The 19,509-nt window shown below is 60.5% G+C and carries 17 protein-coding genes and 1 pseudogene; 3 read left to right on the top strand and 15 right to left on the bottom strand.

Annotation, left to right across the window (positions count from 1 at the left end; genetic code table 11):
• From K419_RS0117550 to K419_RS0117525, 6 genes and pseudogenes are all read right to left on the bottom strand, one after another.
• Positions 1-449 (bottom strand): annotated as a pseudogene (locus K419_RS0117550) (SPOR domain-containing protein); the annotation flags it as partial.
• Between the two features lie 129 nt (positions 450-578).
• Positions 579-2,684, bottom strand: coding sequence for an elongation factor G (gene fusA, locus K419_RS0117545; protein ID WP_026842715.1), 2,106 nt, complete (start codon positions 2,682-2,684; stop codon positions 579-581).
• Positions 2,685-2,834: 150 nt separating this feature from the next.
• Complete coding sequence (locus K419_RS0117540; protein WP_026842714.1) at positions 2,835-3,599, bottom strand: type III pantothenate kinase; 765 nt, start codon at positions 3,597-3,599, stop codon at positions 2,835-2,837.
• A 112-nt stretch (positions 3,600-3,711) separates the two neighbouring features.
• The gene (locus K419_RS0117535; RefSeq protein ID WP_026842713.1) at positions 3,712-4,695 is read right to left on the bottom strand and encodes a biotin--[acetyl-CoA-carboxylase] ligase; all 984 of its coding nucleotides are present in this window, start codon (positions 4,693-4,695) and stop codon (positions 3,712-3,714) included.
• Entirely contained in the window at positions 4,692-5,522 is an 831-nt protein-coding gene (gene nadC / locus K419_RS0117530; protein WP_026842712.1) for a carboxylating nicotinate-nucleotide diphosphorylase, read from the bottom strand. The genes K419_RS0117535 and nadC overlap by 4 nt, the downstream gene beginning before the upstream one ends.
• Before the next feature lie 87 nt (positions 5,523-5,609).
• Positions 5,610-6,149: a DUF4124 domain-containing protein gene (locus K419_RS0117525; RefSeq protein ID WP_026842711.1), complete on the bottom strand. Its 540-nt coding sequence runs from the start codon at positions 6,147-6,149 to the stop codon at positions 5,610-5,612.
• 148 nt (positions 6,150-6,297) lie between these two features.
• Here K419_RS0117525 and K419_RS0117520 point away from each other — a divergent pair, with 148 nt between their 5' ends.
• From K419_RS0117520 to K419_RS0117510, 3 genes are all read left to right on the top strand, one after another.
• Positions 6,298-7,320 carry a cytochrome c3 family protein gene (locus K419_RS0117520; protein ID WP_026842710.1) on the top strand — a complete coding sequence of 341 codons (1,023 nt, stop codon included), beginning with the start codon at positions 6,298-6,300 and terminating at the stop codon, positions 7,318-7,320.
• Positions 7,321-7,561: 241 nt separating this feature from the next.
• Positions 7,562-8,110, top strand: coding sequence for a phosphatase PAP2 family protein (locus tag K419_RS0117515; RefSeq protein ID WP_026842709.1), 549 nt, complete (start codon positions 7,562-7,564; stop codon positions 8,108-8,110).
• Positions 8,111-8,127: 17 nt separating this feature from the next.
• Positions 8,128-8,862: a DUF72 domain-containing protein gene (locus K419_RS0117510; protein WP_026842708.1), complete on the top strand. Its 735-nt coding sequence runs from the start codon at positions 8,128-8,130 to the stop codon at positions 8,860-8,862.
• A gap of 41 nt (positions 8,863-8,903) precedes the next feature.
• Here the strand turns inward: K419_RS0117510 and K419_RS0117505 are convergent, their stop codons facing one another.
• The 9 genes from K419_RS0117505 to purB form a co-directional block, all read right to left on the bottom strand.
• On the bottom strand, positions 8,904-9,434 hold the full coding sequence (locus K419_RS0117505; protein WP_026842707.1) for a dioxygenase family protein: 531 nt from the start codon (positions 9,432-9,434) through the stop codon (positions 8,904-8,906).
• Positions 9,435-9,460: 26 nt separating this feature from the next.
• Positions 9,461-10,006 carry a YaeQ family protein gene (locus tag K419_RS0117500; RefSeq protein WP_026842706.1) on the bottom strand — a complete coding sequence of 182 codons (546 nt, stop codon included), beginning with the start codon at positions 10,004-10,006 and terminating at the stop codon, positions 9,461-9,463.
• A 3-nt stretch (positions 10,007-10,009) separates the two neighbouring features.
• The gene (locus tag K419_RS0117495) at positions 10,010-10,699 is read right to left on the bottom strand and encodes a YkgJ family cysteine cluster protein (RefSeq protein ID WP_026842705.1); all 690 of its coding nucleotides are present in this window, start codon (positions 10,697-10,699) and stop codon (positions 10,010-10,012) included.
• Between the two features lie 238 nt (positions 10,700-10,937).
• Positions 10,938-11,486, bottom strand: coding sequence for an orotate phosphoribosyltransferase (gene pyrE / locus K419_RS0117490; RefSeq protein ID WP_012530762.1), 549 nt, complete (start codon positions 11,484-11,486; stop codon positions 10,938-10,940).
• The gene (gene purF / locus K419_RS0117485) at positions 11,486-12,910 is read right to left on the bottom strand and encodes an amidophosphoribosyltransferase (RefSeq protein WP_026842704.1); all 1,425 of its coding nucleotides are present in this window, start codon (positions 12,908-12,910) and stop codon (positions 11,486-11,488) included. Before purF ends, pyrE begins: the two co-directional genes overlap by 1 nt.
• A 156-nt stretch (positions 12,911-13,066) precedes the next feature.
• On the bottom strand, positions 13,067-13,891 hold the full coding sequence (locus tag K419_RS0117480; protein WP_026842703.1) for a phosphoribosylformylglycinamidine synthase subunit PurQ: 825 nt from the start codon (positions 13,889-13,891) through the stop codon (positions 13,067-13,069).
• A gap of 87 nt (positions 13,892-13,978) precedes the next feature.
• Complete coding sequence (locus K419_RS0117475; RefSeq protein WP_026842702.1) at positions 13,979-16,969, bottom strand: phosphoribosylformylglycinamidine synthase subunit PurS; 2,991 nt, start codon at positions 16,967-16,969, stop codon at positions 13,979-13,981.
• Positions 16,953-18,041, bottom strand: a complete 1,089-nt coding sequence (locus K419_RS0117470; RefSeq protein ID WP_026842701.1) for a mechanosensitive ion channel family protein — start codon at positions 18,039-18,041, stop codon at positions 16,953-16,955. Before K419_RS0117470 ends, K419_RS0117475 begins: the two co-directional genes overlap by 17 nt.
• Positions 18,034-19,329 (bottom strand): adenylosuccinate lyase, encoded by a 1,296-nt coding sequence (purB, locus tag K419_RS0117465; protein ID WP_026842700.1) that lies wholly within the window; start codon positions 19,327-19,329, stop codon positions 18,034-18,036. Before purB ends, K419_RS0117470 begins: the two co-directional genes overlap by 8 nt.
• Between the last annotated feature and the right edge of the window lie 180 nt (positions 19,330-19,509).

Below are 19,509 nucleotides of genomic sequence, written 5' to 3'. Positions count from 1 at the left end.
TTTGCTTCTTCCTTCGCAGCGGCGGCAGGTTTTGCTTCCTTGGCGGCAGCTGCCGGTTTAGCCTCCTTAGCCGGTGCAACAGATGCAGCAGGCTTAGCTGCGGCCGCGGGTGCAGGTTTAGCCGGAGCGGCCGGGGCCGCTCCCGATGCCGGCGTGCCGGCCGGAGCCTGGGCGGTTGCCGACTTGTCGGCCGGAGCTGCTGCGGAGGCCGAAGCTTCCGGCCTAGGCGGCAGCGGCTTTTTCACTACGGCAGGCGCCGGCTGGGCTGCCGGTTCCGGTGCAGGTGCCGCCGCCTGGTCGCTGCGGGGCCTGATCAACCCGGTGAAGAAATAAAGGTAGGCAAAAAGGGCAATGAGCAGCAAGAGAAGCAGGAGGAGCCGCTGCTGCGAACTCTTCTTCGCTTGGGTCTCGTCGTGTTCGTCCGCGTCCGGTGTGAATTGATTCTGCATCTAGCTCATCCTCCCTTTTTGCATCTGCTGTTGAATTAATGCGGTGCCCGGTCTCGCCCGCCGAAGCACGTCGTTCCGCGAAGGCGTGGCCCCTGCGAAGCGGCCGGGCACGTTATGCGAAGCGCAAATCTATGCGCTTTTATGGTTGTTGCCGTTACCCTTTTGATCCAGCGCCTCCTGGATGATCTTCTGCGCCAGGTGGCTCGGGACCTCCTCGTAGTGGGAGAACTCGGAGGTGAACATGCCGCGGTCGCTGGTCATGGAACGAAGGTCGTTAGAGTAGGTGAGCACCTCGGACATGGGGACCACGCTCCTGATGATCTGCGAGTTCGCCTTGGGCTCGACACCGACTACCTTGCCGCGACGGGAGTTGAGATCGCCGATGACGTCCCCCATGTTCTCGTCGGGGACCGTGATCTTCATGTTGACGATCGGCTCCAAAAGGACCGGCTTGCACTGTTCCATCGCCTTCTTAAAGGCCATGGAACCCGCCACCTTGAAGGCCATCTCAGACGAGTCGACGGTATGGAACGAGCCGTCGTAAAGAGCAACTTTGAAGTCCACCACGGGGTTTCCGGCGAGGAACCCTTCCTTGGCCGCCTCCTGGATCCCCTTGTCTACCGCCGGGATGTACTGGCGCGGGATGACGCCGCCGACGATTTTGTCCTCGAACAGGTACCCTTCGCCACGCGGCAACGGGGAGAGTTCGATCCAGCAATCGCCGTACTGGCCGCGGCCGCCGGACTGTTTCTTGTATTTCCCCTGCACCTTGGCGCTGCCGCGGATGGTTTCAAGGTAAGGGACCTTGGGGGTTTTCAAGAGGACGTCCGCGCCGAACTTGCGCTTCATCTTCTCGACTATCACCTCGAGGTGCACCTGCCCCATCCCCGAGATGATGAACTCGCGGGTCTGAGGGTCGCGATGCGACTCTATGGTCGGGTCCTCTTCGATCATGCGCTGCAGGGCCGAGTGGATCTTGTCCTCATCGGCCTTGGTCTTGGGCTCGATGGCGTAGGAGATGACGGGCTGGAGCGGCTGGGCCGGTTCGTAGACGATCGGCTTCGCCTCGTCGCAAAGCGTGTCCCCGGTGACCGTCTCTTTGAGCTTCGCCACCGCGACGATGTCGCCCGCGACCGCCTGCTTGATCGGATGCTGCTTTTTACCCTCAAGCTCGTAGATCTGTCCGATCCTCTCCTGCACTTCCTTGGTGGAGTTGTACACCAGCGAGTCGGAGTTGAGCACCCCGGAATAGACCCTGAAGATGGTGATCTTCCCGGTGTAGGGGTCGGAGGTGGTCTTGAACACCAGCGCGGAGAACGGCTCGCTCTCCGATGGGGTGCGCTCGATGACCTGCTCGGTCTTGGGATCGATTCCCACCGCCTTGGTGCGGTCCAAGGGGGACGGGAGGTAAGCGCAGATCCCGTCCAGAAGCTGGGCTACCCCGATGTTTGCCGTAGCCGAACCGCAGAAGACGGCGGTAAAGGTGCTTCTCAGGGTACCGACCCTGAGCCCGTCCAGGATCTCCTCCTCGGTCAGTTCCCCTGTATCCAGGAATTTTTCCGTGAGCGCGTCGTACGCCTCCGCCACCGTCTCGACCATCAGGTCCCGGAGGCGCTGCGCCTCGGCAAGGTCGTCGGCAGGGATCTCCCCCTCGCTGAACTTCCCCAACCCGTCTTTTTGGTACCGGTACGCCTTCATGCGCACCAGGTCGATGACCCCCTCGAAGTTTTCCTCGGCCCCAAGCGGCATCTGCACCGCCACGCCGCGCGCCCCCAGCGCCTTCTCCATGTCGTCGATGGCGCGGAAGAAGTTGGCCCTCTCGCGGTCCATCTTGTTGACAAAGGCGATGCGCGGGATCTCGAACTCGTTGGCCCATTGCCAGACCTCCTCGGTCTGGACCTTGACGCCGGAGATGGCGGAGAGGATCACGACGGCGCAGTCGAGGGTTCTCATGCAGGCGCGGGTGTCGGCTATGAAGTTGCCGTAGCCCGGGGTGTCGACCAGATGGATGGAGCACCCGTCCCACTCGCAGTGGTCCAGGGAGGAGGTGATGGAGATGCGTCGTTTGACCTCCTCGGGCTCGTAATCCATGGTGGAGGTGCCGTCGTCGACGCGGCCCAGCCGGTCGATCATGCCTGTGTCGAACAGGATGGCCTCGGCCAGCGAGGTCTTGCCCGCACCGCCGTGGGCTACAATTCCGAGGTTCCGCAGTTTTGCCGTTTCATACCTTCCCATAGTGCCCTCCCTTAGAATAGAAAATCAGTGACGACCTACTCTGAAACGAGATCTGACTTGAGTAAAGCAGACGAAACCAACAACAAACTACCCGGCGGTACGTATCTCGATGGGGGGACCTCCTCCTTGTGCCCTGAGGGCGTTGGTTACTTATTTATTCCTCTGGTAGATGATGCGCAGCCCCTCCAGGGTCAGGAACTCGTCGACCTCCTCGATGGTGACGGACTCGGGCGCGATCAGGGAGGCGAGCCCCCCGGTGGCTATTACCTTGGGGTTCTCCTTCCCCTCACCTTTCATCCGCTGCACGATCCCGTCCACAAGCCCCACGTAGCCGAAGAAGATCCCGGCCTGCATGGAGTTCACCGTGTTCTTGGCGATGATGCTGGAGGGGCGGGCGATATCGACCCGCGGCAGCTTGCTCGCCTTCATGAACAGCGCCTCCATGGAGATGGCGAGCCCGGGGGCGATGGCGCCGCCGCAGTACTCCCCCTTCTTGTTGACGTAATCGAAGGTGGTGGCGGTGCCGAAATCGACGATGATGAGCGCCGTGCGGTACTTCTCGAACCCGGCGATGGCATTGACGATGCGGTCGGCACCTACTTCCTTGGGGTTGTCGTAGTGGATCGGCATGCCGGTCTTGATGCCTGGGCCGACCACGTAAGGCGAAATCTTGAAGTACTGGCGCGAGAGTTTCTCCAGCACGCCGGTCAGGGTCGGCACCACCGAGGAGATGATGATGTCCTTCACGTCGGTGAAGACGATGTCCGCCAGGCGGAACAGGTCGTGGAACAAGATGCCGTACTCGTCGATAGTCTTGGACTTGTCGGTGGATACCCTCCAGTCCCGGACCAGGCGTTCTTCATCGTATATCCCGAGAACGATGTTGCTGTTCCCGACGTCGATAACCAAAAGCAAACCCGAACCTCCTCACGCAAAGCCGCAAAGGCGCAAAGCAAACCTTTAGGACCTATCCTGAATTGATGTTTTTTTCTTTCTTTGCGCCTTCGCGGCTTTGCGTGAGGCGTTTTTAAAGGAGCGCGACGTCCCCGGAGAGCACCGTTTCCAGGGTGCCGTCGGAAAGGAGCACCAGGAGCGCCCCGAAGGAATCCACTCCCTGCACCACGCCGCAGAATTCGCGGTTTTGCTGGCTCACCTTTACGCTGCGCCCTTTGATGGCGGAGCGCGCCAGCCACTCGGCCCGAACCGGTCCGTCCCCTTCCACCAGGAAATTGTCGTACAGTTGGTCCAACTCCTCTAAAAGTACGCGGGTGAACCTCAGCCGGTCCACCTCCTCTCCCCCCTCCTCCAGGAGCGAGGTCGCGGGGTGGCGCAAAAGTCCCTCGCTGATGGCGGCCATGCGGAGGTTAAGGTTGACTCCGATGCCAAGAACCACGAAGTTCACCTTCTCGGTCTCCGCGTTCATCTCGTTCAGGAGCCCGGCAACCTTCTTGCCGTTGATCAGGATGTCGTTGGGCCACTTGATCTGCGGCTTGAGCTTGGTGCAGCGCTCGACGGCGCGGGCCACGGCGACCACCGAGAGGAAGGTGAGCTGGCAGGCCGCCACCGGGGCTATCGCCGGGCGCAGCACTACGGAGCAGTAAAGGTTCACTCCGGCGGGACTGAGCCAGATCCGACCTAACCGCCCCTTGCCCGCCGATTGGGTGTCGGCGATGACCACGGTCCCTTCGGGAGCCCCATCCTCCGCCATCTTGAAGGCGACGGAGTTGGTGGAATCGGTTTCCTTGAGGCAGATGACCGAGGAGCCGATCCTCTTGGCGCCGAGGCCGGCGGTGATGTCGAGATTGGTGAGAATTTCGGGGGAGGAGAGCAGCCGGTACCCCTTGGAGGGGACAGCTTCGATCTGGTACCCTTTGCCCCTTAACCCCTTGACGTGCTTCCAGACTGCGGTTCGCGAAACCCCCAGCGCCTTGCTGAGCGCGGCGCCGGATACCACACCGTCTCCGGAGCGGAACAGTTCCAGGATTTTCCCGTCTACTCCGGATTCTTTCAAACTTCCTCCATCAGCATGGAGATGTCGGCGGCCCTGACCGAGTGGGTCAAGGCCCCGACCGATATGATGTCCACCCCGGTCTGGGCGATGGATTTGATGGTCTGCAGATTCACCCCGCCCGAAGCCTCGACCAGCGCCCTTTTGCCGATCATCTGGACCGCCTTCGTCATCTCTTCGAGTCCCATGTTGTCGAGCATGATGATGTCGGCGCCGGCCTCAAGCGCTTGCGCCACCTGGTCGAGATTCTCGGTCTCCACCTCGACCTTGAGGGTGTGCGCGATGTAGGAGCGGGCGGCGCTCACCGCCTGGAGGATCCCGCCTGCGGCTGCAATGTGGTTTTCCTTGATGAGCACGCCGTCGTAGAGCCCGGTGCGGTGGTTGGTCCCCCCACCTACCCTTACCGAGTATTTCTCAAGCACGCGCAGTCCCGGAGTGGTCTTCCTGGTGTCGACGACGCGTGCGCCGGTTCCTTCCAGCTCCTTCACGTAGGCTGCGGTCTGGGTGGCGATGCCGCACATGCGCTGCAAGAGGTTCAAAGAGACCCGTTCCCCCTGCAAAAGCGAGGCGGCGTTTCCTTCCATGCGGGCAATGACATCCCCCTTGGCGAGGCTATCGCCGTCGGCGAACTCCGCCTTGAAGCTGACACAGGCGTCGATGCGGGAAAAAACGCGCTCCGCCACGGCGATGCCCGCCAGGACCATCGGTTCCTTGGCGACCAATCTGGCGCGCATCTGGCGCGGCTTGCGTAAAACTGAGAGGGTGGTTATGTCACCGGTGTGGATGTCTTCGGCGAGGGCGTTATCGATTATCTTGTCAATTTGGTTCATGTTATCGGGCATCTCCTTCGAAAAGCGGCATTTTTTTATAGCACAGCTTAACTAGCCCCGCAACCGCTAATACTTCCGCTATAAAAGCTACTGTCGCCACTCCGCGGGGACCCCCGCCTTGGACGCTGCCAGGTCCAAGGCGGCTATCCGGTTCAACAGATCGCCGATGCGGGCGTCGTCAGCCGAGACCTGCGCCTCCGCTTCATTCATCGCCGCCCGGTCACGCGAACGCTGGAAGATGGCCCTGCGCCGCCTCAGTTCGACCAGTTTCTGCTCCTTTTGGCTGCGTGCCGCCTGCAGCGTTTTCAGCTCCGACCTAAGCTCCCTGAACTGGGCGCGCCACCATTTCTCGTCGTGCCCCCCGGGAACACTCGCTTCCCCCCTGCCTGCCGCCGGCGCGGCGAGATCCGCGGCGGGGCCCTGCGGCTCGGGGGGCGCCTCCGGGAGCCGGGCCGGTTCCTTCACCTCGATGCGCGTCGCCTTTCCCTTGTACTGCTTGGGCACCTTGCGGGCATCGTCGGTCATGTGGACGACACCTTTGGCATCGGTCCATTGGTAAAAAGCGGAACTGGCGGGGGCTGGGATCAGCAGGGAAATCGTCAGGAAAAAGGGCAGGTAAGTTTTCATTGGGTTCCCTCTTAAACACAGTCATTGCAGTCATAAAACATAAAAAACAATCAATACTTTTGAATTGACGGCCACCTTGTCGATGTGTATATTATCCCGGCTAATGCCTCGGTCGGCAGAGCAAATACCAAGCTAGAAGGAGTGTACCATGCAGTTTCGCCTCGCCACCCTTACGCTTCTCATTGTCTGTCTTCTGCCAGTCGCAGTGTTGGCAAAGGAGACAAAGGACATCAAATTCCCTCTTCAGAACGCAGACGCTGTCGTTTTCAGCCATGACGTCCACCTGAAGAAATATAACAACAATTGCAGGATCTGTCACAACGCTATCTTCAACCTTAAGTCAAAGCGTCATTTCACCATGGCCGAGATGGAAAAGACTAAGTCCTGCGGCGCTTGCCATAGCGGTGTCAAGGCTTTCAGCGTAGCGGACGACAAGAGCTGCGTCAAATGCCACAAAGGCAAGCCGCGTGACGTTCAGTTCAAGGTGAAAAACGCAGGGCAGACCGTTTTCAGCCACAGCAACCACCTCGCCAAAGTGAAGGGCGAGTGCAGGGCCTGCCATAACGGCGTGGTCATCACCGGCAAGGAAGGGCGCGTCACCATGGCCCAGATGGAAAAAGGCAAAACCTGCGGCGCCTGCCACAACGGCAAGCGTGCCTTTACCGTAGCCGGCAACTGCGGCAACTGCCACAAAGGGATGAAGCCGCGCGAGATCAGCTTCAAGTCCAAGGGCGTCACCAACGCGGTGTTCAGCCACGATTTCCATATCGAAGCCTTCTCCTGCAAGAATTGCCACACCAAGATCTACCCCTTCCAGGCCGGCGTGAAGCACTTCACCATGGCTGATATGGCGAAAGGGAAGTCCTGCGGGGCCTGCCACAACGGCAAAGAGGCCTTCTCCTCCAACGGCGACTGCAACAAGTGCCACAAAGGGTACAAGCCCGGCACGGTCACCTTCAAGACCGAGAGCGGCGACGTGAAATTCAGCCACGACTTCCACCTGGAAGCTTACAAGTGCGCTGACTGCCACACCAAGCTCTTCCCGTTCAAGGCCGGTGCCAAGCACTCCACCATGGGCGACATGGAGCATGGCAAATCCTGCGGCGCCTGCCACAACGGCAAGGACGCATTCTCCTCCAACGGCGACTGCGACAAGTGCCACAAGATGTAACAGACTGACCCATTTTCACACGCAAAAGGCGGCGCCTGCTATCAGGCGCCGCCTTTTTTTATTCATTGCCCATTCCCGCCAGCCAAGAAAACTGTCGAGCACCTAGCCCGCCCCAAAGCTTAGGGTATACTTCCGGAGTTTGAATTTTCCAATAAACCCCAGAGACAGTCACAGTCGAGTGGTTACAGTCATAAAACGACAGCCGGCAGCGCTAGAAAGCAAGACCGCAAGGAGGCCACCGATGTTCAGACTACCGCATTGCGCAGCCCTGTTCGCCCTCCTGATCACACTCTTCAGACCTGCCCCGGCAATGAGCATCTCATCGGAAATAGTAGGTCATGCCGTAATGGCAGCCATACCAGTGTCAGCCATTGCAGTCGCCTACTTCAGACACGACGTGGAAGGCGAAAAGCAATGGCTGCGCAACATCATCGCCAACCAGACCCTCACCTCCATAGCGCGGCTCGGCTTCAACGAGACCAGCCTGGGCAGGCGCCCCACAGGCAACGGCTACGGCTTCCCATCCGGGCACGTCGCCTTCGCCGGTTCCGGTGCCGACTTCTACAGCGAGCGCTACGGCTGGAAGTACGGTGTTCCCGCCTGGCTCGCCACCGCATACGTGGCCAACAACCGGGTTCAGAACCACGACCATCACTGGCGCGACGTCTTAGCATCGATGGCGCTCTCCTACGGGGTGGGCAAGCTCTTCGTGACGCCCGAGAGCGCGAGCTACGTAGCCCCGGTGATCGGGCCGGACTGGCTGGGACTAAGATGGGAACGATCCTTCTAGATCAGGGGGGAAAGGACATGGCAAAGCTAAACCTTGGGTGCAGCGGTTTCAGCTACAAGCATTGGCGGGGCAACTTCTATCCGGACGACATCTCACAGAAGGCGTGGTTCGCCTACTACCGCTCGGTCTTTGCTACGGTCGAGTTGAACGTGACCTTCTACCGCATCCCCACGCAGGAAACCTTCAGGCACTGGTACGAGCAAAGCGGCAAGAACTTCTCCTTTGCCATCAAGGGGAGCCGGTACATCACCCATATAAAAAGGCTGGTGGACGTAGAGAGCGCGCTGGCCAGATTCTTCGGAGCCGCGCAAGAGCTGCAGGAGAAATTGCAGGTGGTGCTTTGGCAGTTCCCGCCGCAGTTCAGAGTGGATCTTCCCGCGCTGGAAAGATTTCTGGATCAGGTGGCGCAGTACCACGTCAGGAGCACCCTTGAGTTCAGGAACCAGAGCTGGCTCACCGACGACGTGGTAGCGCTTTGCAAGAGCCGAAACGTCTCACTGTGCATGGCGGACCACCCCCCGTTCATCGACACCCTCCCAGTCACGGCGAACTTCGTCTATATCCGCAGGCACGGCATGGAGGGGAGCTACAACGGATTCTACACGAGAGAACAGCAGGAAAAGGATGCGGCGAGGATCAGGAGCTACCTGGAGCGGCAGCTCGACGTGTACATCTATTACAACAACGACATGGGTGGAGCTGCACCCCAGAACGCGCAGGAACTTGCTTCCATGCTCAAGCAACCCGACTAGGCCCCTACGGCGACACAGCACCTCAAAGAGCGGCCGAGGGGCTAATGATGTTGCTTCCCTGGCCGTACCAGATCTTCAGCGCGGCTCCCCCCTACCCCAGCACCTTGTTCAGGCTCAGGCACCAAAACAAGATCAAACCTGGCGCTTTTCACTCCCCTTTTGGGATAGTGCTGCGTTACCAGTCCCTCGAACCCATTTACGTCGACCAGGATGTGGATGTGCGGCGGGCGTTGCCCGTAACCTGGAGGAGGCGAGGTTTCCAGCCGGTAGCGTCCGTCCGCCCCGGTAATAACCGCAGCTCTATGGGCGTCGTCGTAGGTCCCGGCGGGACCGGTGTGCCAGAACTCGATGCGTGCGTTGGGAATGGGGGAGCAATCGGCAGAGGAGCGAACCGTGCCGGTCAGCACGTACCCCTTTCCTAGGGAGTTTCGAACCGGAGCGTTGGGACGGTAGAAGGGGCCGATCTCGTCCCAAGGGGTCGGGGTGCAACGGCGGGCATCAGCGCCCCCCTGCCCCGCCAGCAACAGCAGCAGTACGAACAGGCAACAACGAGTAATGCGGTCCGTCCTCATCACACCCCCTTTACCTTCTTGTCAAATCACAGCGGCGGGCCGCTTACCTGCTGCAGAGCGCTCTCCAGAGTCTGATCGCCTACGGTGAGATAAAGGTTCCCTTCCGTGACGGTGAGGGACCAGGAGATGACGCGCTGCAGGTCTGCAGCAAGTTGCGAAAGGAAGCCGAAATCGAGAGCGACGACGGTCAGGTTGGGAATGGAGGCGAGCTTACCCTGATGCTGAGGCAGCCAGCGGTTCAGCCCGGACCCGAAGGCAAAAAGGATGGCGCGCTCGACGTGCCTGCAGGATTTGGCGAGCTTGTCAGGATCTGGGAGCCCCACCTCGACCCACAGTTGCACCCTCCCATCAGGCCCCTTGCTCCAGAGATCCGGCTCGTCGCCGGAACCGACCCCCTTGGTGAAGACGAGTTCCTCGCGGAAGCACAGGGCATACGCCAGCAGGCGAGCCAAGAGCCTTTCCGCCGTTTCGGACGGGTGCTGCGCGATGGTGGTCTGCAACTGCTCGTAGATCTGGCGATCGAGGTCGGATAGCTGCACGGAAGCGCGGTAAATTGTGGAGGGAAGTGCCATTAGTTAATCCAATCCTTGAGGTTGTCCGGTAACACTTTTCATCACGCCGCGCCAGTCGCAGTTCTCGAAATCGATCAAGAGCGCAGTCGGTATCAAGGTGTCCACTTCGCTAAGCCTTTCGCCTACAAGTGCCGTCGTAAACTCCCTGAAAAGCGCCACCTCCTCGTGCAGCATCTCGTCGAATGGGGCCCTGAGCCCGTCCATACGGAGCGGGTCGGCGTCGGTGAAGTTCATGGTGCACCACTCGTCGTGCATGATCTCGCCGCTGGTATCGACCAGCGTAATGCCGTGCAGCCGGCAGGTCATGGGGCGGTTTTGGTAGACCAGGCAACGGCCGTCCTCTCCCAGCAGCACGCAGGGGGTCTCGTCCTCGTCGGGCATGAGAACTTCCCACTCCTCCTCGTCGCGGTAGTTCAAGAGGTATGGGTGGTCAAATTCGGGCCATGCCTCGCGCATCAGGGCAAGCCTGTCGCGGCATTTGGCCAGCACAGTCTCCCTGGTCGCCTCGGGAAGCTGATCGAAGCCGAGCTTGAGGTAATAAGCGTCGAGGAGCGTGATGTCGAAGGTGGAGCGGCAGCAGGCAGAGCAGCCGCTCTTGCAGGCGATGCTCTCCGGGTAGAGCTCCGTCGAGCGGGCGAACCAGGCATCGACCTTATCGAGCAAAATCCGGAATTTAGTCAGTACTTCTTGCATAGAACCTTTAAAAACCTAAAGCATTACCACAGAGGTCACAGAGGTCACAGGGGTACACGGAGGACACAAAGGAAAGTCTAAAAGAAAGGGGAAAACCGGGTTCTCCCCCGTTTGAAGATTTTCCTCTGTGCCCTCAGTGAACCTCCGGGACCTCTGTGTTCCGCAGTTCGCATTTAGTCTAAAAACAAAGGCGGCAATATTTTCATTGCCGCCTTCGGTGAAATACTATCTACCTTTGTTAGGCAAGGATCTCGGACTTGGTGAAGATGGACTTGAGCCAGTATCCTTCAGCCTCGATGTTCTCGCGGCCCCCTTCTTCACGGTCGACCAGGGTGACTACGCCCAGAACCACAAGCCCTTCCTCTTCGGCGCGCTTGATCGCCTTGATGGAGGAGCCGCCGCTCGTGACGACGTCCTCGACTATGACGACCTTGGAGCCGGGCTTCAAGTTCTTCCTTCCTTCCAGCCAGGCGCCGGTGCCGTGACCTTTGGGCTCCTTCCTGATGATGAAGCCGGGAACCGGTTTCCCTGCGAGGAAGCTGGCGATGGAGGTGGCGGTCGCGATCGGGTCGGCGCCGAGGGTGAGCCCCCCTACCCCTTCCACCCCTTCGACGTCCTTGATCGCGTCGAAGAAGAGCTTGCCGGTGAGGTAGCCACCTTCCGGGTGCAGCGTGGTCTGCTTGCCGTCAAAGTAGAAATCGCTCTGGCGACCGGAGGCCAGGGTGACGTTCCTCTTCTCGTAGGACAGCTCTATGATGATCTTCTTCAGCCTTTCCTTCTCGCTCATTATTTCTCGATCTCCTTTTCGAATAGCCCCATCTGCGGCTCGTCCTGGTCGAGAAGCCGCGGGAATTTTACCGGGTAGCCCCCGGTGAAGCAGGCAGTGCAGAAGCCGGCATTTTCCGCGCCGACGGATGACATGAGACCTTCTTCGGAAAGATAGCCGAGCGAGTCGGCCGTTATGTAGCGGCGGATCTCGTCGAGCGAGTGCGACGAGGAGATCAGCTCCTTACGGTTGGGGGTATCGATCCCGTAGTAGCAGGGGTAGCTGGTCGGAGGCGAAGAGATGCGCACGTGCACTTCCCTCGCTCCTGCGTTGCGGATCATCTTGACGATCTTTCTGGAGGTGGTGCCGCGCACGATGGAGTCGTCGATGACGACCACGCGCTTGTCCTTCAGCACCTCGCGCACCGGGTTCAGCTTGATCTTCACGCCGAAGTGGCGGATGGCCTGCTGCGGCTCGATGAAGGTACGCCCCACGTAGTGGTTGCGGATCAGCCCCAGCTCGAACGGGATGCCGGACTCCTCGGCGTAGCCGAGCGCCGCGGGAACCCCGGAATCGGGGATCGGGATGACGATGTCGGCGTCCACCCTGTGTTCGCGGGCCAACTGGCGCCCCTGCTCCTTGCGCACCTGGTACACGTTTTTCCCGAAGATGTGGGAGTCGGGGCGGGCGAAGTAGACGAATTCGAAGATGCAGGGGGTAGGATCGACCTTCTTGAACGGGAAGAAGGAGGACATGCCGTTTTTATCGACGACTATCATCTCGCCCGGCGCGATCTCGCGGATGAATTCGGCGTCGATGAGGTCGAGGGCGCAGCTCTCGGAAGCCACCACGTAGGAGCCCCCCTGGCGCCCGAGGCAAAGCGGACGGAAACCGTTGGGGTCGCGGACGGCGACCATGCGGGTTTCGGTCAGGAAGAGCAGGCAGTAGGCCCCCTGGATGCGGCTGAGCGCGTCGGTGAGCCGGTCCTGCAGCGAGATGGCCTTCGAGGTAGCCAGAAGGTGCACGATGATCTCGGTGTCCATGGTCGTCTGGAAGATCGACCCGTACGCTTCGAGCTCGTCCTTGATGATCTGGGCGTTGACGATGTTGCCGTTATGGGCCACGGCGATGGAGCCGCGGGAGTAGTCCACCATGATCGGCTGCACGTTCTTGATCACGGACGAACCGGTGGTGGAGTACCTGACATGGCCAATGGCAGCCTTGCCCGGCAGCGATTTGAAGATTTCCTGATTGCCGAAAACGTCGGCGACAAGTCCCATGCTCTTGTGGGAGTGCAGGTTGTTTCCGTCGGAGGAGACGATACCGCAACTTTCCTGTCCCCTGTGCTGAAGGGCGTAGAGTCCGAGGTAGGTGAGGTTCGAGGCCTCCGGGTGGTTGAATACACCGAAAATGCCGCACTCTTCTTCGGGCCTGCGCATCATCATTTCTTCCACGACTGCTCCTTATAAAAGAACTGCTTACCTGTCGATCCTTGTTTGTATCCCCGAAGGGATCGTCCACCATTCTTCCCCTCGGTGGGGAGATCAGTCCCCCCTTTCCTCCCCCCGGAGGGGGAAGGTCAGGAAGGGGTGAAGACTCATCTAGAAGTTTTCCTTCACGTACTTCGCCGCGTTCTTGAAGAAGATAAGTCCCTCGCCCTCTTCCGGCAGCTCCTCTCTCGTCCAGCGCGGGTGCTGGGTCCGGTGCACGAACGCCTCGGGATGCGGCATGAGCCCCATGACCCTGCCGGTCTCATCGCAGATGCCGGCGATGGCGTTGACTGAGCCGTTGGGGTTCTCGGGGAACTCCATGGTCGGCGCCGCGTAGTGCTTGTCGGAGTACTTGAGGCAGCTGAGGTGCTTCGCCTCGATCGCTTCGAGCGTCTTGGCGTCGTCCACCAGGAACTTACCTTCGCCGTGGCGCACCGGGAGGTAGACCCCGCCCTCGATGCCGCGGGTGTACAACGACGGGGAAGCGGCGTCGCACTTCAGGTAGCACCAGCGGTCCTGGAAACGGCCGCTGGCGTTGTAGGTCAGCGTCGCTGTCTGCTTCAGGTAATCGCCCCCCAGAGCCGGGAGCATCCCCATCTTCACCAGGAGCTGGAAGCCGTTGCAGACGCCCAAGATAAGCTTGCCGTCAGCGATGAAGCGGGAGATCTGGTCCACCAGGAGCTCCCCCTTCCCTTGGACCGCCGCGTAACGCAAACGGTTCGCCTGCGCCTTGGCACTCCCCAGGTCGTCGCCGTCCAGGAAGCCGCCGGTCAAGTTGAGGAAGTGGTAATCGTCCAGGCTCACTTCGCCGGACATAAGTTCCGATATATGGGCGATGCGCGCCTCGTCGAAGCCGCCCAGGCGGCAGGCGTGGGCCGCCTCCATTTCGCAGTTGGTGCCGTTGCCTGTTATGACTAGCGCTTTAGCCTTTGTCATCAAATAAGTCCTCTATGAAAAGATTGGTAGCGGGAAGCAACGTCGCTCATTATGGCATAACCCGCATTTTTTCTGCATATAAAGATTTTACAGATCCTTCAGTGGCTCCTGCCAGGCGGCCTTCAGCTCGGAAATGGCGGAGTTGACCACCACTTTACCGGAAAGCCCCTTCACCGAAACGTTCTTCGCCTCGGTCACCGCGCCGATCTTGGCGAAGGTGGTTCCGGCCAGCGCCTTCTCGAACGCCTCGGCCTTCTCGGCACGCACCGTCACCAGAAGCCTCGATGCGGACTCGGAGAAGAGCAGCACCGCGTCCTTCTTGTCTGCTGCATCCCCCTTGAAGGGGACCTTGGCCAGATCTAGCTCCATGCCGAAGCCGCCGGCAAAGGCGCTTTCGGCTGCGGCCACGGCAAGACCGCCGTCGGAGAGGTCATGGCAGGACGCCACGAGCCCGGCGTTCAACGCGCCGTGGTAGGCACGGTAAGTGGCGAGGGCGGCGTTCGCGTCGACTTTGGGGACGTTGTTGCCGACGTACCCCTTCTGCGCCAGGTACTCGGAGGCGCCCAACTCGTTCGCCGTAGCGCCCAGGAGGTACACCTGGTCGCCTGCGCGCTTCGCGTCCATGGTCACGGCAAGGCGCGCGTCCTCCATCTTGCCGATGACCGAGAAGAGCAGGGTCGGCGGGATGGAGATCTTCGTGGTGCCGTCATAGAAGTCGTTCTTCATGGAGTCCTTGCCGGAGATGAGCGGCATGGAGAAGACGGTGCAGTAGTCGTAGAGCGCCTTGTTGGCGCGAACCAGCTGGGCCATCTTGTACGGCCCGTCCGGGGTCCGGTCGGAAAGGATCGGGTCGCACCAGCAGAAGTTGTCCAGGCCGGCCAGAAGGTCGAGGGAGCCCCCCACGGCTACGTAGTTCCTGAGCCCTTCGTCGATGGCGTTGGCCGCCATGTCGTAGGCGTCGATGTCGCTGTAGCGCGGGCAGATGCCGTGACCCACCACGACCGCCTCGAAGGAGTCGAGGATCGGGCGCACCACGGCGGCGTCGGACGGGCCGTCGTTGTCGACGCCGGTGAAGGGTTTCACCACGCTACCGCCCTGGACCTCGTGGTCGTAGCGGCGCACCACGCTCTCCTTGGAGCAGATGTTGAGCGAGGAGAGAAGCCCCTTGAGATCGCCGGTGTAGTCGGCTGCTTCGGCGACTGCCGGTTCTTCATGCACCGGCTTTGCCCAGCGGGCCGGGATCTGCATCGGCGGCAGCCCCGCGTGCATGAAGGAAAGCGGCAGGTAGGCCACGGTCTTCTCGCCGTAGAGCATATGGAAGATGCCGGAATCGGTGAAGCTACCGAGCACTGTCGCCTCGACGTTGAAGCGCTTGGCCATCTCCATGAAGGCGTCGATGTTCTCGGGCGGAACCGCGAGGCTCATGCGTTCCTGCGCCTCGGAGATCAGGATCTCCCAGGGAGCGAGACCCGGGTACTTGAGGGGCGCCAGGGAGAGGTCGAGCTGGCAGCCGCCGCACTCCTCGGACATCTCGCCGATGGAGGAGGAAAGCCCCCCCGCCCCGTTGTCGGTGATGAAGCGGTACAGACCCTTGTCGCGGGCGCGGATCAGGAAGTCGAACATCCTCTTCTGGGTGATCGGGTCGCCGATCTGCACCGCCGACACCGGCGAATTCTCGTTCAACTCCTCGGAGGAGAAGGTGGCGCCGTGGATGCCGTCCTTGCCGATCCTGCCGCCGGTCATGACGATCAGGTCGCCCGGGACGATCCTTTTCTGGTGCGAGGGTTCGTCCTTGATCTTCGCGGGCATGATCCCGGCGGTGCCGCAGAATACCAGCGGCTTTCCGGCGAAGCGGTCGTCGAAGACCAGCGAACCGTTGACGGTCGGGATGCCGCTTTTGTTGCCGCCGTGCTCCACACCTTCAACAACCCCCTCGTAGATGCGGCGCGGGTGCAGGAGGCGCTTGGGGAGTTCCTTCCCGTAGAAAGGATCGGCGAAGCAGAAGACGTCGGTATTGAAGATGAGTTTGGCACCCTTGCCGGTCCCGAACGGGTCGCGGTTGACGCCGACGATGCCGGTCAGCGCCCCGCCGTAGGGGTCGAGCGCGGACGGGGAGTTATGGGTCTCGACCTTGAAGACCAGCGACCAGTCGTCGTTGAAGCGGATGACCCCGGCGTTGTCCTTGAAGACGGAGAGGCAGTAGTCCTTCGCGCCCAGGGCCGCGCGCACGTCGGCGGTGGTCTTCTGGATGAAGCTCTTGAAGAGCGACTTGATCTCCTCGCGGTTCCCCTCGCCGTCCTCGTAGGAGACGTCGGCGGAGAAGATCTTGTGCTTGCAGTGCTCGGACCAGGTCTGCGCTAAGGCCTCGAGCTCAACGTCGGTAGGCGCCGCGCCAAGGCCGACGCTTTTGCGCGCCTCCAGAACCTTCGCGTCGCGGTAGTGCGCCTGGATGATCTTCATCTCGTCCAGGGTGAGCGCCAGCACGCCGTCGCGGCTGATGCGCATCAGCTCCTCGTCGGAGACCTCGAGGTTTACGCTGTTGACAGCGACCTTCGCCTCCCCCTGCACCTTGGGCACGAAGGGAGCCACGCCCCCCTGCGCCTTGAAGGAAGCGGCATCGAGGATCTGGTAGCGCTGGATCAGCGTGTTGCACAAAAGCCCGGTGGCGATTCTTTCGGCGTCCTCACGGGAGAGCTTCCCGGAGATCAGGTACTGCACCGAGGTGTAGACCCCTTCGCCCGAAGCGAGCGGGCGGCCCAGGAGGTAGCCGATCGCTTCGCCGGCTGTGCGGCCGACGTTGTCGGTGACGCCGGCACGGAAACCGACCTCTACCAGGTAGTCGAAGCCGGAAGCGGCGGGCTTGCCTACGCTGTAATTCTGGATGACCGGGTCGCTGAAGGGGCCGGCCGCGACCTGCCCCAGTTCCTCAGGGGAGAGCTGCGCGTCGACCGTATATACGTCTATGGTCCGGACCTGGTCCACGTTGAGATGGAGAAAGTGCTCGATCTCACGTTTGATCCGTTCGCCGCGAGGGTCGCGGACCTCGTCCTTTAGGGTGATTTCAATCCTGTGGGGCATGGTCTGTGTCCTTTTCATATATGACCGTCCGCGTCGGGTACGGTATGTTGACGCCGTTGTCCTGGAAGCATTTCACCAGGGCGCAGTTGATCTGGTCGGTCGCCTTGACGAGATGGGTGTAGTCGGCGACCCAGAAGAAGAGCGAGAGGTTCAGGGCGCTGTCGCCGAAATTCATGAAGTACGCCTCGGGAGCCGGTTCGGAAAGTACGTCCGGCGCAGACTTGGCGGTTCGGACCAGGAGTTCCTTGGCCCGCTCCGGGTCGCAGTCGTAGCCGATGCCGATGTTGATCCTGCCTTTGCCGCGGACGTCGGGGAAAGCCTGGTTGATGACGGTGGAGTTGCACAGGTCGGCGTTGGGGATGATCAGGAAGGTGTTGTCCAGCGCCTTGATTTTGGTGCTGCGAAGGCCGATGTCGACCACGTCGCCGGTCTGGGAGGCAACCTGAATCCTGTCGCCGATCCGGAAGGGACGGTCGAGCATCAGCGTGAACCCGGAGATCATGTTGGCCAGCGTGTCCTTGGCGGCGAGACCGATGGCCAGGGAGCCGACGCCCAGGGCGGTCACCAGGGAGAGGATGTCGTAGTTGAAGTGCTTGAGGGTGATGATGAGCGCCGTGACGATCAGGAAGATGGTGCAGAGCTTCTCGATCAGCGGCATCAGCTGGCGGCTCATCTCCGGGCCGGCGACCCGGTCGCCGAAACGCTCAAGCATCTCGTTGACGATCCGGAACGCGACCGTGGTGATGATGGCGATGTTGATCACGAACAGGATGCCGGCCGCTATCACCCCGATTCTTTCGGGGAGCGGCAGACGCTTGATGGCAAAGTAGAGGCCGGCGCAGTTGACCAGGACCATGACCGGGCCGGAGACGATCTCCAGTATCCGGTCGTCGAGGTCCGTCTCCGTATAGGCGCACAGGCGAGTCCCGACCTTGGCCAGGACCCGCTGCAGGAGCCTCGATAGGAGGTAAAAACCGCCGATGATGCAGACCGATATGAACAGTTGTTTGGCCCAGAAGAGATAGAAGGGATCCATCTCGTTGGGCGTCAGGTAGTACAGAAGGCTATCCACCAAAGACCCTCGTGAAAATAGTGTCGACGTGTTTCAGATGGTAACCGAGATCGAACGCTTCCTTGATCTCCTCGGCGGGAAGAAACCCGGCGACTTCGGCATCGTTCAGAAGCTCGGTCTGGAAGTCTTTCCCCTCTTCCCATACCTTCATCGCGTTTCTCTGCACCAGCGAGTAGGCCTTCTCGCGGGAAGCGCCCGCCTCGGCGAGTTTTAAGAGTACGCGCTGCGAGAAAATGAGGCCGCGCATCTGGTTTAAGTTGCGCATCATGTTCTCGGGGTAGACCACCAGGTTCTCGATGAGGCCGATGGCACGGTTCAGCATGAAGTCGAGCATTACGGTTGCGTCCGGGCCGATGATGCGCTCGACCGAGGAGTGCGATATGTCGCGCTCGTGCCACAGCGGGACGTTCTCCATGGCGGAGACCGCATAGCCGCGGATCAGGCGCGCCAGGCCGGTCAGGTTTTCGGAGAGGACCGGGTTGCGCTTGTGCGGCATCGCGGAGGAGCCTTTCTGCCCCTTGCTGAAGAACTCCTCAGCCTCGAGCACCTCGGTGCGCTGCAGGTGCCTGATCTCGACGGCGAACTTCTCTATGGAGGAGGCGATGATCGCCAGGGTGGTGAAGTACTCGGCGTGGCGGTCGCGCTGCAGCACTTGCGTTGAGCAGGGAGCGGGCTTAAGGCCAGCTTTCTTGCAGACGTAAGCCTCGACCTGCGGGTCGATGTTGGCGAAGGTACCGACCGCGCCGGAGAGCTTGCCGTAGGAGATGGTTTCCAGGGCCGCTTCCATACGCTTCAGGTTCCTGGCCATCTCGTCGTACCAAAGCGCCATCTTCAGGCCGAAGGTGACCGGCTCGGCGTGGATGCCGTGCGAACGCCCCATCTGCGGCGTCATCTTGTGCTCGTAGGCGCGGGTCTTGATGACGGCCATCAGGCGCTTGATGTCGACGATGATCAGCTCGCCCGCTTCCTTCAGGAGCATAGCGAAGGAGGTGTCGAGAACGTCGGAAGAGGTGAGCCCCAGGTGGACGAAACGGGAATCTTCGCCGATGTAGTCGGCGACGGAGGTGAGGAAGGCGATGACGTCGTGCTTGACGGTGCGCTCGATCTCGTCGATGCGGGGAACGTCGAAGTTGGCTTTCGCCTTGATGCGGGCCACGGCGTCCTTCGGTATGCGCCCCATCTCGGCGTGAGCCTCGCAGGCGTAAATTTCTATTTCGAGCCACTTGCGGTAGCGGTTTTCAGGTTCCCAGATACGGGCCATTTCAGGACGGCTGTAACGTTCTATCACTAGTCATTTCCCCCTTAAATAAACAGATTAAGATTAAGATTGAGATAAAGATAAAGATAAAGATAAAGATAAAGAACTGCACAGCTTAAAGAACCAAAGAAGTAAAAGGTCAAGAGATGATTGTCTTAATCTTGGTCTTGACCTTAGTCTCTATCTCTATCTCTATCTCTATCTCTATCT

Origin of the sequence: Citrifermentans bremense R1, from assembly GCF_000426865.1 — a bacterium.
Lineage (GTDB): Bacteria > Desulfobacterota > Desulfuromonadia > Geobacterales > Geobacteraceae > Geomonas > Geomonas bremensis.
Note: the sequence above shows the minus strand (reverse complement) of the source record. Positions and strands in the feature narration are given on the sequence as shown.

What these genes read in the sequence shown, in the direction of transcription:
- K419_RS0117475 (WP_026842702.1), bottom strand. Translation starts at nt 16,969, where the DNA reads ATGCCCCACAGGATTGAAATCACCCTAAAGGACGAGGTCCGCGACCCT.
- nadC (WP_026842712.1), bottom strand. Translation starts at nt 5,522, where the DNA reads ATGAACCAAATTGACAAGATAATCGATAACGCCCTCGCCGAAGACATC.
- fusA (WP_026842715.1), bottom strand. Translation starts at nt 2,684, where the DNA reads ATGGGAAGGTATGAAACGGCAAAACTGCGGAACCTCGGAATTGTAGCC.
- K419_RS0117525 (WP_026842711.1), bottom strand. Translation starts at nt 6,149, where the DNA reads ATGAAAACTTACCTGCCCTTTTTCCTGACGATTTCCCTGCTGATCCCA.
- pyrE (WP_012530762.1), bottom strand. Translation starts at nt 11,486, where the DNA reads ATGAGCGAGAAGGAAAGGCTGAAGAAGATCATCATAGAGCTGTCCTAC.
- K419_RS0117510 (WP_026842708.1), top strand. Translation starts at nt 8,128, where the DNA reads ATGGCAAAGCTAAACCTTGGGTGCAGCGGTTTCAGCTACAAGCATTGG.
- K419_RS0117500 (WP_026842706.1), bottom strand. Translation starts at nt 10,006, where the DNA reads ATGGCACTTCCCTCCACAATTTACCGCGCTTCCGTGCAGCTATCCGAC.
- K419_RS0117505 (WP_026842707.1), bottom strand. Translation starts at nt 9,434, where the DNA reads ATGAGGACGGACCGCATTACTCGTTGTTGCCTGTTCGTACTGCTGCTG.
- K419_RS0117515 (WP_026842709.1), top strand. Translation starts at nt 7,562, where the DNA reads ATGTTCAGACTACCGCATTGCGCAGCCCTGTTCGCCCTCCTGATCACA.
- purF (WP_026842704.1), bottom strand. Translation starts at nt 12,910, where the DNA reads ATGATGATGCGCAGGCCCGAAGAAGAGTGCGGCATTTTCGGTGTATTC.
- K419_RS0117495 (WP_026842705.1), bottom strand. Translation starts at nt 10,699, where the DNA reads ATGCAAGAAGTACTGACTAAATTCCGGATTTTGCTCGATAAGGTCGAT.
- K419_RS0117480 (WP_026842703.1), bottom strand. Translation starts at nt 13,891, where the DNA reads ATGACAAAGGCTAAAGCGCTAGTCATAACAGGCAACGGCACCAACTGC.
- K419_RS0117520 (WP_026842710.1), top strand. Translation starts at nt 6,298, where the DNA reads ATGCAGTTTCGCCTCGCCACCCTTACGCTTCTCATTGTCTGTCTTCTG.